At 64.5% G+C, this 18,814-nt stretch carries 1 protein-coding gene and 1 pseudogene; both read left to right on the top strand.

Annotated elements, in window-relative coordinates:
* The first annotated feature begins 363 nt into the window (after positions 1–363).
* A complete protein-coding gene (locus tag A5634_RS00725; RefSeq protein WP_065142162.1) occupies positions 364–588 on the top strand; it encodes an MbtH family protein in 225 nt (74 codons plus the stop codon).
* A 120-nt stretch (positions 589–708) separates the two neighbouring features.
* Positions 709–18,777 (top strand): annotated as a pseudogene (locus A5634_RS00720) (amino acid adenylation domain-containing protein); the annotation flags it as partial.
* Between the last annotated feature and the right edge of the window lie 37 nt (positions 18,778–18,814).

The raw sequence follows: 18,814 nt of genomic DNA, 5'->3' as shown, positions 1-18,814 counted from the left end.
CGAACGGATGACAAGCGGTGTGGCGCAACCTTTGTGATGCCGGTCGGCGAACGGCGGCTACCGCCCGAATTTGGGATCGGTAGCCGCGCACCCGGCGGGTACTTGATCGCAACGGCTGGATGACAAAGGAGCGGGAATGGGTAGGACGCGCAGACCGACTCTCGCCGACACCGCGACGGGTCGACGGCGCCTATGTGCCGGGCCGGAACCCGAAGTGCCGCGAGCCGCTAACGGATGTTTTTTATCTCCCGAATTGCAGGTCACCGGTGTTATCTTGACGACGCTGGTCCGTCTCAAGCCTGACGGTCCCGCGCTCGCTGGTTTAGCCCTTGACCCATCTCAACTAGGTGGTTAGGAGTACGAGTGAGTATCAATCCCTTCGACGACGACAATGGCCGTTTCCTGGTGTTGATCAACGACGAGGAGCAGCACAGCCTTTGGCCGGTTTTCGCCGATGTTCCCGATGGTTGGCGAGTGGTCTATGGCGAGGCGGACCGATCCGCCTGCCTGGAATACGTCGAACAACACTGGCCCGACATTCGGCCCAAGAGCCTGCGCGAGAGGTTGGCGCAGGACACGGGCCGCTGAGTTGTATGCCGTCTGGGGGTTGGCGGCACCATGACAACGCTGGACAGCGAACGCGACACCGGGACAGCACCTACACCGGATAACCAAGACCGCGACCGGGTTACGTCGATCGAGAGGATGCTCGTCGACATCTATGCCCAGGTGCTCGGTGTCGAACCGGAACGGCTTAGCGTTGACGAATCCTTCTTCGACCTCGGCGGTGATTCGCTATCGGCAATGCGGGTGGTCATCGCCGCTAATGCGGCGCTGAACGCCGATCTCAAGATTGGCGCCCTTTTCGATGCGCCGACGATCTCACAACTGGCATCGCGCCTAGCGGGTGTTTCCGGCGGGATCAAGCCGTTGCGGGCGGTGCCGCGTCCTGCGGTGGTGCCGCTGTCTTTTGCGCAGAGCCGGTTGTGGTTCATCGACCAATTGCAAGGATGTTCGGCGGTCTACAACAGGGCGGTTGCACTGCGGCTGTGCGGTCAACTCGACGTGTCCGCGCTAGGGGGCGCGCTGGTCGACACCGTGCGCCGCCACGAAGCGCTGCGCACGGTGTTCACCGCCGTCAGCGGAGTGCCTAGGCAGGTCGTCATTCCGCCGGCGCGTGCCGACTTCGGCTGGGACGTCGTCGACGCTACCGGCTGGGGGGCGGATCGGCTGACCGCGGCCATCGAGGAGGTTGCCCGGTACGGCTTTGACCTATCGACTGAAATTCCGCTTCGGTCAACGCTTTTCAGCGTCTCCCCGCTAGAACATGTGTTGGTGGTGGTCGTGCATCACATCGCCGGGGATGGTTGGTCGATCAGCGTGTTGGCCCGCGACATCATCACGGCCTACGTGAGTCGCTGCGACGGACACGCGCCGAATTGGCCTGAATTGCCGGTCCAGTACATCGATTACACGCTGTGGCAACGCGAGAATCTGGGCGATCTAGCCGACCTCGACAGCCCGCTGGCTGCGCAGGTCGCCTTCTGGGAAGAGGCGCTGGCCGGGATGCCTCAACGCGTGCAGCTGCCCACCGATCGTCCCTATCCGCCGGTGGCCGATCACCGTGGTGATCAGGTGAGGGTGGATTGGCCCGCGGCGCTCCAGGAGCGCATCCGCGATCTTGCCCGTCAGCACAATGCGACCAGCTTCATGGTGGTTCAGGCCGCCCTTTCCCTGCTGCTGTCCCGCCTGAGTGCGACTACCGATGTGGCGGTGGGCTTTCCGATCGCCGGCCGTGGTGATCCCGCACTGGAAGCGCTAGTGGGATTCTTTGTCAACACGCTGATCCTGCGGGTCGACTTGGGCGGGGATCCGACCTTCGCCGAGCTGCTCGCCCAGGTGCGGCGGCGCAGCCTGGCCGCCTACGAACATCAGGACCTGCCCTTCGAGGTACTGGTCGACCGGCTCAATCCGCCGCGATCACAGACCCATCACCCCCTAATCCAAGTGATGCTGGCCTGGCAGCACAACGACCCAACCCTCGGACTGACGGTGGGCGGCCTGCAGATCACTCCGATACCCGTGGACACCCACACCGCCCGGATGGATCTGGCGTTGTTCCTGATCGAAAACACCACGCAGGCCGGCGAACTCGCCGGAATCGGCGGTCGGGTCGAATTCCGCACCGACGTGTTCGATTCAGCCACCGTCGAAATGTTCATCGATCGGTTGGCGACGGTATTGGCCACGGCCACAGCGGATCCCGAACAACGCTCGTCGTCGATAGCTTGGTTCGACACCGATGAGCGGGCCTGCCTGGATCGATGGGGCAACCGGGCGGTCTTGACCCAGCCGGTATCTCCAGCGCCGTCGATCCCGCACGTGTGGGCGTCGCAGGTATCGCGCACCCCGGCGGCGTTGGCATTGACCTTTGGTGAACGATCATGGACCTATCGAGAGGTCGACGAAGCCGCAAACCGCTTGGCGGCATTGTTATCTCGTCAGCATGTCGGTGCCGGCACCTTCGTGGCGGTGCTGCTGGAGCGGTCTGACCAGGCCATCGTCGCCATCCTCGCGGTACTTAAGTCCGGTGCGGCATACCTGCCGATGGACCCGGCAACGCCACGCGACAGGGTGGCTTTCATGATCGGTGACGCGGCACCGATCGCCGCGATCACCACCGCCGCACTGCGTGATCGGTTTGACGGGCATGACCTGACGATCATCGACATCGTTGACGTCGAATCCCCTGCGCCCGGCGGGCAATCGTGTCCGGTATCGGCGGCACCGGATGACATCGCCTACGTCATCTACACCTCGGGCACTACCGGTGTTCCGAAAGGTGTGGCGATCAGTCATCACAACCTGACTCAGCTGATCATGTCGCTAGGCGGATTGGCTACCGGATCCGATCTGGTGTGGTCGCAATGGCATTCGTATGCCTTTGACTTTTCGGTGTGGGAGATCTTCGGCGCGCTGTTGCGTGGCGGTCGACTCGTGGTGGTGCCCGAAGCAGTCGCGGCCTCCCCGAACGACTTTCATGATGTGCTGGTCTCCCAGCGCGTCAACGTGCTCACTCAAACTCCATCCGCGGTGGGGATGCTGGCCCCCGAAGGACTCGAGTCGGCGACTTTGTTGATGGGCGGCGAGCCCTGTCCGGCTGACGTGGTGGATCGCTGGGCGCCGGGACGGATGATGATCAACGCCTACGGCCCAACCGAGACAACCATTTACGTGGCGGTGAGCGCACCGCTGGCGCCCGGGTCGGGAGTTCCACCCATCGGTTCGCCGGTGCCCAGGGCGGCCTTGTTTGTCCTGGACGCATGGTTGCGTCCGGTGCCTTCCGGTGTGGTCGGGGAGCTCTACGTGGCCGGCGGGGGAGTCGGATACGGCTACTTGCGCCGCACCGCTTTGACCGCGTCGCGATTCGTGGCCTGCCCGTTCGGTGGTAGCGGCACCCGGATGTATCGCACCGGAGATCTGGTGAGTTGGCGACCGGACGGGCAACTGCAATATGTCGGGCGCACCGACGAGCAGGTCAAGATCCGCGGGTACCGCGTCGAGCCAGGAGAGGTGCAGGCGGCGCTCGATTGCTTGGACGGGGTGGACCGGGCGGTCGTGGTCGTGCGGGAGGAACGCGCGGGCGATAAGCGTCTGGTGGCTTATCTCACCGAGGTGATTGCCGGGACGGTGGATCCGGCTGGGATACGAGCCGAGCTGGCGCAACGACTGCCCTCCTACCTGGTGCCCGCCGCCGTGGTGGTGGTCGAGGTGCTGCCGTTGACGGTCAACGGAAAGTTGGATGTCAATGCCCTACCGGTGCCGCAATACCAAGATGCTGACCACTACCGTGCTCCGGCCAGCCCGATCGAGGAAATCCTGGCCGGCATCTACTCGCACGTCCTCGGCGTGCAGCGGGTAGGTGTCGACCAGTCATTCTTCGACCTGGGTGGCGACTCGCTGCTCGCGATGCGGGTGGTCGCCGCGGTAAACGCGGCCCTGGATGCCGGGCTTGGTGTGCGGCACCTTTTCGACGCCCCGGCGATCGCCCAGTTGGCACCGCGTATCGGCGTCGGCGGGCGTCGGTTAAGCCCAGTAGTGGCCGCCGAGCGCCCCGAGGTGGTCCCATTGTCGTTTGCCCAGAACCGATTATGGATCATCGACCAGTTCCAGGGGCCCTCACCGATTTACAACATGGCGGTGGGGTTGCGGTTGCGAGGCGAGCTCGATATCGAAGCGTTGGGTGCCGCACTGGCCGATGTCGTCGGCCGGCACGAGAGTCTGCGAACGCTGTTCTCTTCTATCGATGGCATTTCGCGCCAGGAAATAAAGCCGTTCGACGCAACAGGTTTCGGTCTGCACGTGGTGGATACCGACGGTTGGTCGGCCTCCCGGTTCGACGAGGCCGTTGCGCAGACAGCACGCCACCCGTTCGATCTCGCGAATGAGATACCGTTGCGCGCGGCACTTTTCGGTGTCGCCGAGCAGGAGAGCCTGCTGCTGATCGTAGTCCACCACATCGCCGCGGACGGCTGGTCGGTCGGGCTGCTGGCCGCCGACCTTGGGACGGCCTATGCGGACCGGTGCGCAGGAAGGCCACCGCAGTGGGCCGAACTGGCTGTGCAATACGCCGATTACACCCTGTGGCAACGCGACAACTTCGGAGAGCTTGCCGATGGCGATGGCGAGTCCGATGGCGCATTGGCGGCTCAGTGGGAGTACTGGGAAAGTGCGCTGGCCGGGTTGCCGTCGCACCTGGAGTTGCCCACCGACCGGCCCTATCCGCTGGTGGCCGATCACCGCGGCGACAAAGTCGCGGTGCAATGGCCGGCGGCTCTGCATCGACGGGTGCGCGAGGTGGCCGACACCCACGGCGTCACCAGTTTCATGGTGGTTCAGGCGGCGCTGGCGGTCTTGCTGTCCAAACTCAGCGGCAGTTCCGATGTGGCAGTGGGCTTCCCGATCGCCGGACGCGGCGACCCGGCACTGGACGGTGTGGTGGGATTTTTCGTCAACACCTTGGTGTTGCGAGTCGATCTGGCCGGTGACCCGACCTTCGCGGAACTGCTGGCTCAGGTGCGGACGCGAAGCCTGGGCGCCTATGAGCATCAGGACGTGCCGTTCGAGATGCTGGTGGATCGACTCAACCCCGAGCGCTCGCTCACCCACCATCCGCTTGTCCAGGTAATGCTGGCCTGGCAAAACAACGCCGCACCCGACCTGGTGCTGGGCGATCTCGAGATCGAACCAGTACCGGTCGACACCCACACCGCGCGGATGGATCTGGCGTTTTCGTTGGGCGAGTCCTTCGCGCGGACCGGCGAATTCGCGGGAATTGGCGGCACGCTCGAGTTCCGCAGCGATGTGTTCGACGCGGCCACAATGGAAAAGCTCGTCGAGCGGTTTGCCGCGGTGCTGGACGCGCTGGCCGACCGTCCGAATAGACGTTTGTCATCGGTGGATCTGCTTATCCCTGGCGAGCAGCGGCAACTGGACCAATGGGGCAACCGTGCGGTACTCACCCAACCCGCGCCGCCGCCGATGTCGATTCCCGCCGCGTGGACCGCCGCGGTCGCGCGCACGCCAGAGGCGTTGGCTTTGACTTGCGGACGGCGTTCGTGGACCTACCGCGAACTGGAAAAGTCGGCTAATCGGTTGGCGCACTTGCTGGCTGGCCGCGGTGCCGGACCCGGCAAAGTCGTCGCGTTGATGTTCTCCCGCTCGGCGGAGGCGATTATCGCGATGCTGGCGGTGCTCAAGACGGGCGCGGCGTATCTGCCCGTCGATCCCGCGTTACCACCCGAGCGAATCAAGTTCATGCTTGCCGACGCCACGGCGGTAGCCATCGTGACCAATGCGGTCTCTAGCGCCGATCGCACCGACCGGGATCTGCCGGTGGTCGACGTTAGTGACATCGAATCACCACTGATTCAGCAATACCCGGGCACGGCTCGCCCCGAGCCGCGAGCAAATAACATCGCATACCTCATCTACACTTCGGGCACCACGGGCGTTCCCAAAGGTGTTGCTATCACCCATCGCAACGTCACCCAACTGTTCGGTGTCACCGGCTTCTTCGAACCGCCCGCTGCGGCGGCGTCGTTCAGCGCAAGCCAATGGCATTCGTATTCCTTCGATGTGTCGGTCTGGGAGATTTGGGGTACCTTGCTGCGCGGTGGGCGGTTGGTGATCGTGCCCGAGGAAACAGCAGCATCGCCCGCCGAGTTTCACGCGCTGCTGGCCGCCGAGCAAGTCGACGTGCTGAGCCAAACACCCTCCGCGGTAGGCGTTTTGACTCCGGCAGGTCTGGAATCGGCGGCGCTCGTCGTCGCCGGTGAGGCCTGCCCGGCCGCACTCGCGCAACAGTGGGCTCCCGGTCGGGTCATGATCAATGCCTACGGGCCCACCGAGACCACGATCTATGCGTCGATGAGCGCGCCTTTAAAACCAGATGTGAGGCCGGATGCGCAACCGCCGCCGATCGGTGCACCGGTGCAGGGTGCGGCATTACTGGTGCTGGACAACTGGTTACGGCCGGTACCGCAAGGCATCGTCGGGGAACTCTACGTAGCGGGTCGCGGCGTCGGCGTCGGGTATTGGCAGCGAAGTGGTTTGACGGCGTCCCGGTTCGTGGCATGTCCTTTCGGCGGCACCGGCACGCGCATGTACCGCACCGGGGACCTGGTCCGCTGGCGGCCGGACGGACAACTGGAATACCTCGGACGCGCCGACGAGCAGGTCAAGATCCGTGGGTACCGCATCGAACTCGGCGAAGTGCAAGCCGCACTGGCCGCGATCGCCGGCGTGGACCAGGCAGTGGTGATCGCCCGCGAGGACCGCCCGGGCGACAAGCGACTGGTGGGCTATGTGACGGGCACGGCAGATCCGGTTGCCGCTCGAGACGCGCTGGTAGCCAAATTGCCGGCCTACCTGGTTCCGGCTGCGGTGGTGACGGTCGAGGCGCTGCCGCTGACCGTCAACGGCAAGCTCGACGCCCGCGCACTGCCCGCCCCCGAGTATCAACACGTCGATCTTTACCGAGCCCCGATAAACGCGGTCGAGGAGATTCTGGCAGTCATCTACGCCGAGGTGCTCGGGCTGGAACGCGTCGGGATCGATGAGCCGTTCTTCGACTTGGGCGGTGACAGCATTCTGGCCATGCAGGTGGTGGCCCGAGCGCGGGCCGCCGGTGTGTTGTGCAGACCGCGGGACATCTTCGTCGAGCAAACCATTGCCAGATTGGCCGCCGTCGCGCAACTGACCGACGACGCGTCGGTGGTGACCGATGAAGGCATCGGCGAGGTTTCGGCCACACCGATCATGAGATGGCTGGAGCGGCTGGCGGTCTCCGGTGCTCCGGTCGAGCAGTTCAACCAGACCATGGTCTTCCAGGCTCCCGACGGCGTCACCGAGGCCGACATCGTCGAGCTACTGCAGGCCTTGCTGGATCGACATGCCATGCTGCGGCTGCGAATTGAGCACGATGGCGCCAGGGGATGGGCGCGGTGGATCCCGGAACCCGGTTCATTGGACGCTCGCGTGTGTATTCAACGGGTGGGCGAGCTGTCCGAACAGGCGTTGGTGGACGCCAGATCCCGGTTGGATCCTGCGGCCGGGCGGATGGTGAGTGCACTGTGGACCGCGGAAGCCGGTCAATTGGCAATCATCATCCACCACCTGGTAATCGACGGGGTATCCTGGCGAATCCTGCTGGGAGACATCAATTCCGCGTGGGCAGAAGGTGCGAACGGACGCAGCCGCACACTGCCGGCGGTGGGTACCTCGTTCCAGCGGTGGGCGTCGCAGCTCAACGACCATGCGCACGACCCTGCGGTGGTAACGCAGGCCGACCGCTGGCGGCGGGTGCTGGCCTCGCGTGCCGCAATGCCCGCCGCGCATCCCGGATCCGATACCTTCGCGACGGCCGGACACCACGTGACGTCGTTGGACACCGAAACTACCCGGCTGGTGGTGGGCGAGGTGCCGGCGGCGTTTCATGCTGGCGTGCAAGACATTCTGTTGATCGCGTTCGCGCTGGCATGGGCGGAGTTCCTGGGGGATGGGGGAGGGCCCGTCGTCGTCGATGTCGAAGGGCACGGACGCCACGAAGAGATCGCCGCGACGGCCGACCTATCACGCACGATCGGTTGGTTCACCACCAGGTACCCGGTTGCGCTCGACGTCGACACGCCGAGCTGGTCCCAGGTCGTGCAGGGCCACAAGTCGCTGGGCGCAATCATCAAGGATGCCAAGGAGCAACTGCGCGCGCTGCCGCACGCCGTGACCTATGGTCTGCTGCGCTACCTCAACAGCGACGTCGACCTCGCCGGCCCGGATCCGGTCATTGGATTCAACTACCTGGGCCGGCTCGGTGCGCCCGCCCAAGCCAGCGAAGCGAGTTGGCGCATCGCACCCCGCCTGGGCGACAGCAACGCGGGGCTGCAAATGCCGCTGGCTCACTCCGTGGAGGTCAACGCCGTCACCATCGACACCGACTTTGGGCCGCAACTGCGAGCGGACTGGATGTGGGCGCCGTCGGCGGTCGACAGCGAGCAAGTAAACCGCCTCGGCCAGTTCTGGTTTGAAGCACTGCGGGGGATCTGCGCGCATGTCAGAGGCGGGGGAGGCGGGCTGACGCCGTCGGATATCGCGCCGGCGCGGTTGACGCAGCGGCAGATCGACGACCTGGAGGCTCGATACAGCGTTGCCGATGTGTTGCCGTTGACTCCGGTGCAGCGTGGGTTGCTGTTCCATGCCGGCGCGATCCGCAGCGATGTGTATGCGGTGCAATTGGATTTCGCGGTGACCGGCGAACTGGACCCTGACCGCCTTCGCGAAGCGGTGCACACCGTCATGGTCAGGCATCCGAACTTGGCCGCCAGATTCTGCGACCAGTTCGACGAGCCGGTGCAAATCATCCCCGCCAAACCCAGTGCGGTGTGGCGATACCTGGAGCTCGAGACCGACGAGTCGATCCCACAGGTATGCGCCGCCGAACGTGCCGCAGTCTGCGAGTTGGACGAACAGCCCGCATTCCGAGCTGTGTTGATTCGTGTCGCGCACCAGCGCTACCGCTTCGTGCTGACCAACCACCACATCGTGGCTGACGGCTGGTCAATGCCAGTCGTGCTGCAAGAAATCTTCGCCAGCTATCAAAGACAGTCCCTGCCGGCGCCCGGATCGTATCGCAGGTTTGTGGGTTGGCTGGCCGACCGCGACCTCGATGCGGCCCACGCGGCCTGGCGGGCGGTGCTGACCGGCTTTCACACCCCCACGCTGGTCGGTTCGCCGGACCGGCTCGGTCTAGGCCCGCGGCGCGCCGAGATGTTCCGGGTGCCCGCAGCCACTACCACGGCGCTGCGCGATCTTGCGCGTTCTCGGCACACCACCGCAAACATCGTGCTGCAGAGCGTCTTTGCGCAGCTACTGATGGAGCTGACCGGACAACACGATGTCGCCTTCGGTACCACCGTCTCCGGTCGGCCAGCCGAACTGGTCGGTGCGGAGTCGATGGTCGGGCTGTTGATCAACACCGTGCCGGTGCGCGCCACCATCACGGCGGCAACCACCGCGGCAAGTTTGCTCGATCAGCTGCACAACGCCCACAACGACACCCTGGACCATCAGCATCTGGCACTTGCCGAGATCCACCGAATCACCGGCCACGAACGGCTTTTCGATGTTCTGTTCGTATACCAGAACTTCCCGATCGACACCGGCGCGCTGTCCGGCGCGCACGGCCTGACCATCACCGAGATGTCCCGGCACGACTACAACCACTACCCGCTGACAATCCAGGCACTGCCAGGAAGCGAACTGGGCCTGCGCTTCGAATTCGACACTGAAGTGTTCTGCGCCGAACGCATCCAAACACTCTTCCAGCGGTTCACACGGCTGGCCACGAACATGACCGCCGACCCGACACGGCCGCTTTCGTCGGTGAATCGGCTTGATCCCGTTGAGCATTCGCGGCTCGACGAGTGGGGTAATCGGACAGTTCTGGTTCGGCCGGCGCCGGCCGAGTCGCCGATTCCGGTGCTGTGGGCCAATCAGGCGGCGCGCGCACCGGAAGCGGTGGCGTTGACGTTCAACGGGCGTTCGATGACCTATCGCGAACTCGACGAGGCCGCCAACAGATTGGCGAATCTGCTGACCGGACGTGGCATCGGCCCGGGAAATACTGTGGCGCTGCTGTTCTGGCGTTCTGCCGAGGCGATCGTGGCGATTCTCGGGGTCCTGAAGGCTGGAGCCGCGTATCTGCCGATCGATCCGGGGCTGCCCGCCGCACGAATCGGGTTCATGCTCGCCGATACTCGGCCGGTCGCCGCGGTCACTACCGCAGCGTTGGCCGATCGGTTGGACGGGTTCGACCTGCCGGTCGTGGATATGGCCGAAACGCGCGACCACCCGTGCACCGCGTTGCCGCGGCCAGCGGGGCCGCAAACGGCCGGAGACATCGCCTACATCATCTACACCTCGGGAACCACCGGTGTGCCCAAAGGTGTTGCGATCAGCCACCGCAATGTCACCCGACTGCTGGAGTCACTGCATGCCCAGCTGCCGACGTCCGCAGCATGGTCGCACTGGCACTCGTTGGCCTTCGACGTCTCCGTCTGCGAAATCTGGGGCGCTCTGCTCGGCGGCGGACGCCTCGTCGTGGTGCCGGAGTCGGTAGCCCGCTCACCCGAAGATTTCCACGCGCTGCTGGTCGCCGAACAAGTCACCATCTGCAGCCAGACCCCGTCGGCGTTCTATGCACTCCAAGCCGCTATCCAGGCTGGTGGAATGCCGCGTACAGGGCAGCGGCTGGCGCTGGATGCTGTCTTGTTTGCCGGCGAAGCCCTTGAACCGCAGCGCATTCGGGGTTGGCTGCGAAGCCAGCCGGGGTCGCCGCGGATGATCAACTTGTACGGCACCACGGAGACGACGGTGCATGCCTCGTGGCGAGAGATCATCGCTGACGATACCGACACCAGCACCAGTCCGATCGGGGTGCCGTTGACCCATCTCGCCTTCTTCGTGCTGGACGGGTGGCTACGGCCGGTCCCTGCCGGAATCACCGGCGAGTTGTATGTCGCCGGCGGCGGGGTAGGGATGGGTTACGTGCGGCGGTCCGCGCTCACCGCGTCGCGGTTCGTCGCGTGCCCGTTCGGGGCACCCGGAAGCGTCATGTATCGCACCGGGGACTTGGTGTCGTGGGGCGCCGACGGGCAGTTGAGCTATCTGGGCCGCTCCGACGAGCAGGTGAAGATCCGCGGGTATCGCATTGAGCTGGGCGAGATTCAGAATGTCCTGTTGTCCTGCCCGCAAGTCACCCAAGCGGTCGTCACCGCGCAGCACGGCGCCACCGGCGGCGCTCACCTCGTCGCCTACCTGACGCTCGCACACGACGGCGACGAAGTCGAAGACGCCGAGATCGTCGAACAGTGGCAGGGCCTTTACGACGAGATGTACGGCGCCGAGATCTCGGTGCCCGCGTTCGGTTTGGACTTCCGCGGCTGGAACAGTAGCTACACCGGTGAGCCCATTCCGCTCGAGGAGATGCTGGAGTGGCGGTCGGCCACCGTGAACCGGATCATGGCTTTGCGGCCGCGTCGAGTGTTGGAGATCGGTGCCGGATCGGGGCTGCTGCTGTCACAGATCGCGCCGCATTGTGAAAACTACGTCGGCACTGACATTTCGGCGGTCGCCGTCGACACTTTGAGGAGCACACTCGAACAACTGCAGATCCCGTGGCGTGATCGCGTTCAGCTGCTGGCCCGCCCCGCCCACGTCACCGAAGGGCTGCCGCGCGGCCGCTTCGACACCATCGTTCTCAACTCGGTCATTCAGTACTTTCCGCACGCCGGATACCTGGCCCAAGTGCTTTCGGAGGTAACGGCGCTGCTGGCGCCGGGCGGTTCGGTCTTCATCGGTGATGTGCGCAACCACACCCTGCAGGACGCTTTTCACACTGCGGTCGCCCTCGCGCGGACGGGCGGCACTGCCGACGACTCCGAAATCGCCAAACGAGTCCGTCGAGCGATCGCCAGCGAGTCCGAATTGTTCTTGGCGCCAGAGTTCTTCACCTCGTGGGCGGCGGGCAACCCGGCTGTGGCCGGGCTCGACATACAAGTCAAACGGGGAACAGCCGACAACGAACTCAACCGGTACCGCTACGACGTCGTCGTCCACAAGAATCCCACCCCGGTGCGGTCGCTGGCCGACGTAACGATTCGGCCGTGGCCCCAATGCGGGGGCCTGAGCGGGCTACGCATGGCGTTGTCATCCCGAATCCCCTTGCGCATCACAGACATACCTCGCCGCGATCTGATCACCGACGTCCTAGGCTCGAAGGCTCCGGTGCCTTCAGATACCGTCGACCCAGAGCAGTTGTACCGTCTCGGCGAGACCGCCGGATGTCACGTCTCGGTCACCTTCGGCGCTCGCCCCGACACGCTGGATGCCGTCTTCCTGCCTGTGCAAGACCGTGAGCCGCAACGCATCACAGCGCTGACGGATGTCTACTTGCCCGTCAGCGGAGTCCACCACGCCAACGATCCCCACGCCGCTACCAAGGTCAATACGGTGCGCCAGCAGTTGAAGTCCCGGTTGCCCGAGTACATGGTGCCGGCGCATATCGTGGTGCTCGACGAGTTCCCGTTGAACTCCTCGGGCAAGCTCGACCGCGCCGCACTGCCGGCACCGGAATACCAGAATGCCGACCACTACCGCGCCCCGACCGGTGCGGTCGAAGAGATTCTGGCCGCTAGCTATGCGCAGGTGCTGGGGCTCGAGCGGGTCGGTGCCGACGAGTCGTTCTTCGAGCTGGGCGGCGACAGCATCCTGTCGATGCAGGTGGTGGCCCGCGCGCGTGCAGCCGGCGTAATATGCCGTCCGCGTGACATTTTCGTGGAGCAGACGGTGTCCGGGGTCGCCCGGGTAGCGGTGACTTCCGATTCCGCGGCTGACGTCGTCGACAAGGGTGTTGGTCCGGTGTCGGCCACTCCGATCATGCGTTGGCTGCAAGCCGCGCACGGCCTGGACGGCCAGGCCGCGCAGTTCAACCAGACGGTATTGCTCGCCGCCCCAGCGGGTTCCACCGAAGCCGACGTCGTGCGGGTGCTTCAGGCACTGATCGATCACCATGCCATGCTGCGGCTTCGGGTCGGCGACGGATGGTCTTTTTCAGTGGCCGAGGCGGGTTCGGTTGACGCGGGAAGTTGCCTCCAATCGGTGCAGACAATATCCGACGAGACGATGCTGGCGGCCCGGTCCCGGTTGAACCCGGTCGCCGGGGTGATGCTGAGCGGATTGTGGGTGGCCCCGGCCGGACAACTGGTGCTGATGATCCACCACTTGGCGGTCGACGGAGTGTCCTGGCGAATCCTACTGGAAGACTTCAACATAGCCTGGGCACAGCACCGAATCGGGCAACCCGTCGTGCTGTCTCCGACTGGTACGTCATTCCAGCGGTGGGCATCGATACTCAATGAGTGGGCACGTTCGACGCTGGTAGTCGACCAGGCCGATCTTTGGCAGCAAGTGGTGGCGACACCGCCAGCTCTGCCGGCACCGCAGCCCGTGGTGGACACTTATCGCAGCGCCGGGCATTCGTCGATGTCGCTCGAGGTAGACACGACGCGACTGCTGTTGGGCGAGGTGCCCGCGGCGTTCCATGCCGGCGTCCAGGACATCTTGTTGATCGCGTTTGCATTGGCGTGCAACGAGTTTCTCAATAGTGGCGGCGTGCCGATCAGCATCGCCGTGGAAGGGCACGGGCGCAACGAGGAACTGGGACCCAATGTCGACTTGTCACGCACGGTGGGATGGTTCACCGCGAAATACCCGGTGGCGCTGGCGGCCGGTGAGTTGGCCTGGTCGCAGGTGGCAGCCGGTGACGCCGCGTTGGGCGCGGTGGTCAAAGACGTCAAGGAGCAACTGCGGCGCCTACCAGACGGGCTGACTTACGGCCTGCTGCGCTACCTCAACCCCGACCTCGACCTGGTCGGAAACGACCCGACGATCGGCTTCAACTATCTCGGCCGTCTGGCAGCGTCTGCCTCCACAACCGAGAGGTATTGGCATATCTGCCAATGGGGTTCGTTGTTCACCGACCACGCCAGCACCGGCCTGGCGTTGCCACTGACGCACTCGGTGGACCTCAACGCGGTCACCGTCGATACCGGTGCCGGCCCGCAACTGCACGCGGACTGGACCTGGGCGCCGTCGGTCGTTGACCAAGCGCAGGTCGACCGGCTCGGTGAGTTGTGGTTCGGGGCACTGCGCGGGATCTGTGCCCATGTGCAGTCCGGTGGGGGCGGGCTCACGCCGTCCGACGTGTTACCGGCGCAGTTGAGCCAGCCGCAGATCGACGAGTTGCAGCGGCAATACCGCGTCGCTGATGTATTGCCGTTAACCCCGATGCAGCAGGGACTGTTGTTCCACGCCGGCACCACCACGGGCGACGTGTACGCGGTGCAACTGGATTTCACCGTCACCGGAGACCTCGACCCGGATCGCTTACGGGACGCAGTGCAGACGGTGGTGCGGCGCCATCCCAATCTGGTGGCCCGGTTCTGTGACCGGTTCGAAGAGTCGGTACAAGTCATCCCGGTCGACGCTGCAGCTTCCTGGCAGTATCTGGAACTCGAGACCGAGGAGCAGGTTCAGCGGTTATGTTCAGCCGAGCGCACCGCGGTATGCGATCTCGTCGCAAAGCCCGCGTTCCGGGCAGCCTTGATCCGTACCGACGAGCACGTGCACCGGTTCGTGCTGACCAATCACCACATCGTGGCCGACGGGTGGTCGATGCCGATCCTGCTGCGCGAGATTTTCGGCAGCTATCACGGGCATCGGCTGCCAGCGGTGGCGCCCTATCGCCGGTTTGTCGCTTGGCTGGCTGGTCGGGATCATGCTGCGGCGCAAGCGGTTTGGGGCGCAGCTATGGCGGGCTTCGATACTCCGACATTGGTCGATCCCACGGGTCGGTCGGTACCAGGACGGCGTGGCTCTGCTTCGGGACGCCTGTCCGCTCAAGCCACCCGGGCCCTTGCCGACCTGGCGCGCCGCTGCCATACCACGGTGAGCACCGTGCTGCAGGGGGCCTGGGCGCAGCTCTTGATGGGTTTGACCGGTCGGCACGACGTCGTCTTCGGGGTCCCGGTGTCCGGCCGGCCTACCGAGTTGACCGACGCGGAGTCGATGGTCGGATTGTTCATCAACACCGTGCCGGTGCGGGCCAACATCACCCCGACGACCAGTGCCGCGGAACTGCTCGAACAACTGCACCGGACCCACAACGACACCCTGGAGCATCAGCACCTCTCACTGAGTGCCATCCAGCGCGCCGCCGGCCACGACAGGTTGTTCGACACGCTATTCGTCTACGAGAACTATCCGATCGACACCGAGGTGCTGTTGGGCAGTGGCGACTTGGCCCTGACCAACCTGACTGTCCATGACCGCACTCACTATCCCTTGACGCTCCAGGCCAGGCCGGGTACCGAGCTGAGCTTCGACGTTGAATTCGACACCGAGTTGTTCGCCGCCGAAAGTATCGACGCCCTGATCGGGCGCTTGGTGCGCCTGTTATCGGCGATGACGACCGATCCGGCCGCGCCGCTGTCGTCGATAGATCTGCTTGACGATGCCGATCATGCTCGGCTCGGCGGTTGGGGCAATCGGGCGGCATTGACCCAATCCATACCGGCCGAAACGTCAATTCCAGCGGCGTTGGCGGCGCAGGTGGCTCGCGGGCCCGATGTGGTGGCGCTGAAGTTCGGTGACCTGTCGATGACCTATCGCGAGTTCGAAGAGCAGTCGAATCGGCTGGCCCGACTCCTGCTCGGCCGTGGTGTGTCGTCCGGAACCACTGTGGCGCTGCTGTTCTCCCGCTCCATGTCGGCCATCGTGGCAATGACCGCCGTCCTCAAAGCGGGAGCGGCTTACCTTCCAATCGACCCGGCCCTACCGGCCGCTCGAATCGAGTTTATGCTCGCCGATGCGGCGCCGATTGCGGTGATCACCAGCAGCGAACTGGCGAATCGCCTTGCGGACCAGAGTGTTCCAGTGCTCGACATCGACGATCTCACGGCTCATCATTTGCACGCCTACCCTCCCAGCGCACTACCGGCGCCCGCTGCCGCCGAGATCGCGTACGTCATCTACACCTCCGGCACTACCGGTCTGCCCAAAGGCGTGGCCATCACGCAGCGCAACGTTATCGCGATGGTGGAGTCACTGGATGCGTCCCTGCCGCGCGCGGGCGTATGGGCGCAATGTCATTCGTATGCATTCGACGTATCGGTATGGGAGATTTGGGGCGCACTGCTGCGGGGCGGACGACTTGTGGTGGTACCCGAATCAGTAACGGAGTCGCCCAACGACTTTCACAACTTTCTGGTTGCAGAACGGATCACCGTGTTGGACCAGAGCCCGTCGGCGGTGAGCATGTTGTCGCCGCAAGGTTTGGAATCGATGACGTTGGTGGTCGGCGGGGAGGCCTGCCCGGCCGAGCTCGTGCAGCGATGGGCGCCGGGACGGGTGCTGATCAACGCCTACGGCGCAACCGAGACGACAGTGGATGCGGCCAGAAGTGCGCCCTTGTCGGTGAATTCGACGCCACCCCCGATCGGTGCGCCGGTGCCGGGATCGGCGTTGTTCGTGCTCGATGAATGGTTGCGTCCGGTGCCGCCCGGGTGTGTGGGTGAGCTCTATGTCGCGGGCCGGCAAGTGGGCGTCGGGTATTGGCGACGGTCGGCATTGACCTCCGCACGGTTCGTCGCATGCCCGTTCGGCGGAGCGGGGACACGGATGTATCGCACCGGGGACCTGGCTTATTGGGGCATCGACGGGCAACTGCATTGCGTCGGACGTGCCGATGAGCAAGTCAAGATCCGCGGGTTCCGAATCGAACTCGGTGAAGTTCAGTCGGCGCTGGCCGGACTCCAAGGGGTCGAGCGGGCAGCGGCGACGGTGCGCGAGGACCACCCCGGAGATAGACGTCTGGTCGGATATTTCATCGGCACAGCGGATCCTGCTGCGGTGCGCGCGATGCTGGCCGACCAGTTGCCGAGCTACCTGGTTCCTGCGGCGGTGATAGTCGTCGATGCGCTGCCCTTGACGATCAACGGCAAACTCGACACCCGCGCGCTGCCCGCGCCCGATTACCAAGGCATCAACCGATACCGGGCCCCGTCCACTCCTACCGAGGAAACGCTGGTCGGCATCTACGCGCGGATCCTTGGCCTCGAGCGGGTGGGTGTTGACGACTCGTTCTTCGACCTGGGCGGCGACTCCTTGTCGGCCATGCGGGTGACCGCCGCGATCAATACCGCACTGAATACGAAGCTCAAGCTGCGCAACCTGTTTGACGCGCCATCGGTAGCTGCCCTGAGTGAGCTGCTGGGCCGAGAGGTCGCTGCGACTTGCACCGAGATACATGCCGCCGACCTCACCTTGGACAAATTCATCGCCACACCGACCCTGACCGCTGCTCCGACGCTGCCGATATCCACGCCCGAGTGCGGCGAGCCACGGACGGTGCTGCTGACCGGGGCGACCGGTTTCCTGGGGCGTTACCTGGTTCTGGAATGGCTGGAACGGCTGGAAGCACTGGACGGCAAACTGATCTGCTTGGTGCGAGGCAAGTCCGACGAGGACGCACGGTGTCGGCTTGACGACGCCTTCGACAACGGCGATCCGGAACTGTTGCGGCACTTTCAGAAAATGGCGATCGAACACCTCGAGGTCGTCGCGGGCGACAAGAGCGAACCCAACCTCGGCGTGAACCAGCCGACCTGGCAGCGGCTGGCCGACACTGTCGACCTGATCGTCGATTCCGCAGCTGTCATCAGCGCCTACCTGCCCTACAGCGAACTGTTCGGGCCCAATGTCGTTGGCACCGCGGAGCTGATCCGGTTGGCGCTGACCACAAAACGCAAGCCGTACACGTACGTGTCGACGGCAGACGTCGGGACACAGATCGAGCCGGCGCTGTTCACCGAGGATGCCGACATCCGGGTCATCAGCCCGACCCGGACACTCGACGACACGTTGGCCAACGGCTACGGCAACAGCAAGTGGGCAGCCGAGGTGTTACTGCGGGAAGCTAACGACTTATGCGGTCTACCGGTTGCGGTGTTCCGCTGCGGCATGATCATGGCCGACACCACATACGCGGGCCAGATCAACGTGTCCGATACCGTCACCCGGATGGTGCTGAGCCTGTTAACCACCGGATTAGCCCCGCGATCGTTCTACCAGCTGGACTCTGAGGGCAATCGGCAACGCGCGCACTTCGATGGTCTGCCAGTCGATTTCGTCGCCGAGGCGATAGCGACGTTGACCCCCGCAAGCGCAGCCGGCTTCACCACTTACCACGTAATGAATCCGCATGACGACGGTCTGGGGCTCGACGAGTACGTGGATTGGTTAATCGAGGCCGGGTACCCGATCAAGCGCATCGATGACTTTGGTGACTGGTTCGATGAGTTCGAGGCCGCCCTGCGTGCCCTACCGGATCAACAGCGCCAGCACACCGTGCTGCCGATGTTGTTGTCGGGCAACTCCACCCGGGCCGAGCCATTGCGACCGGGTGGCGGAGCCTACGCATCGACCGATCGATTTCGGACCGCCGTGCAGGAACACCGGATCGGCCCAGACAATGACCACCCCGATGACCACCCCGATGACCACCCCGATGACCACCCCGATGACCACCCCGATATCCCGCACGTTGCGGCGCCCAACATCGTCCGCTACGCCACTGACCTGCGCCTGCTCGGACTGCTGTAGGTCCCCATGCTCAAGTTGCTGCGCGCTCACTGGGTTT

The organism is Mycobacterium asiaticum (assembly GCF_001673365.1).
Taxonomy (GTDB): Bacteria; Actinomycetota; Actinomycetes; order Mycobacteriales; family Mycobacteriaceae; genus Mycobacterium; species Mycobacterium asiaticum_A.
The sequence above is the reverse complement of the archived record's forward strand: the minus strand, read 5'-3'. Positions and strand labels throughout refer to the sequence as shown.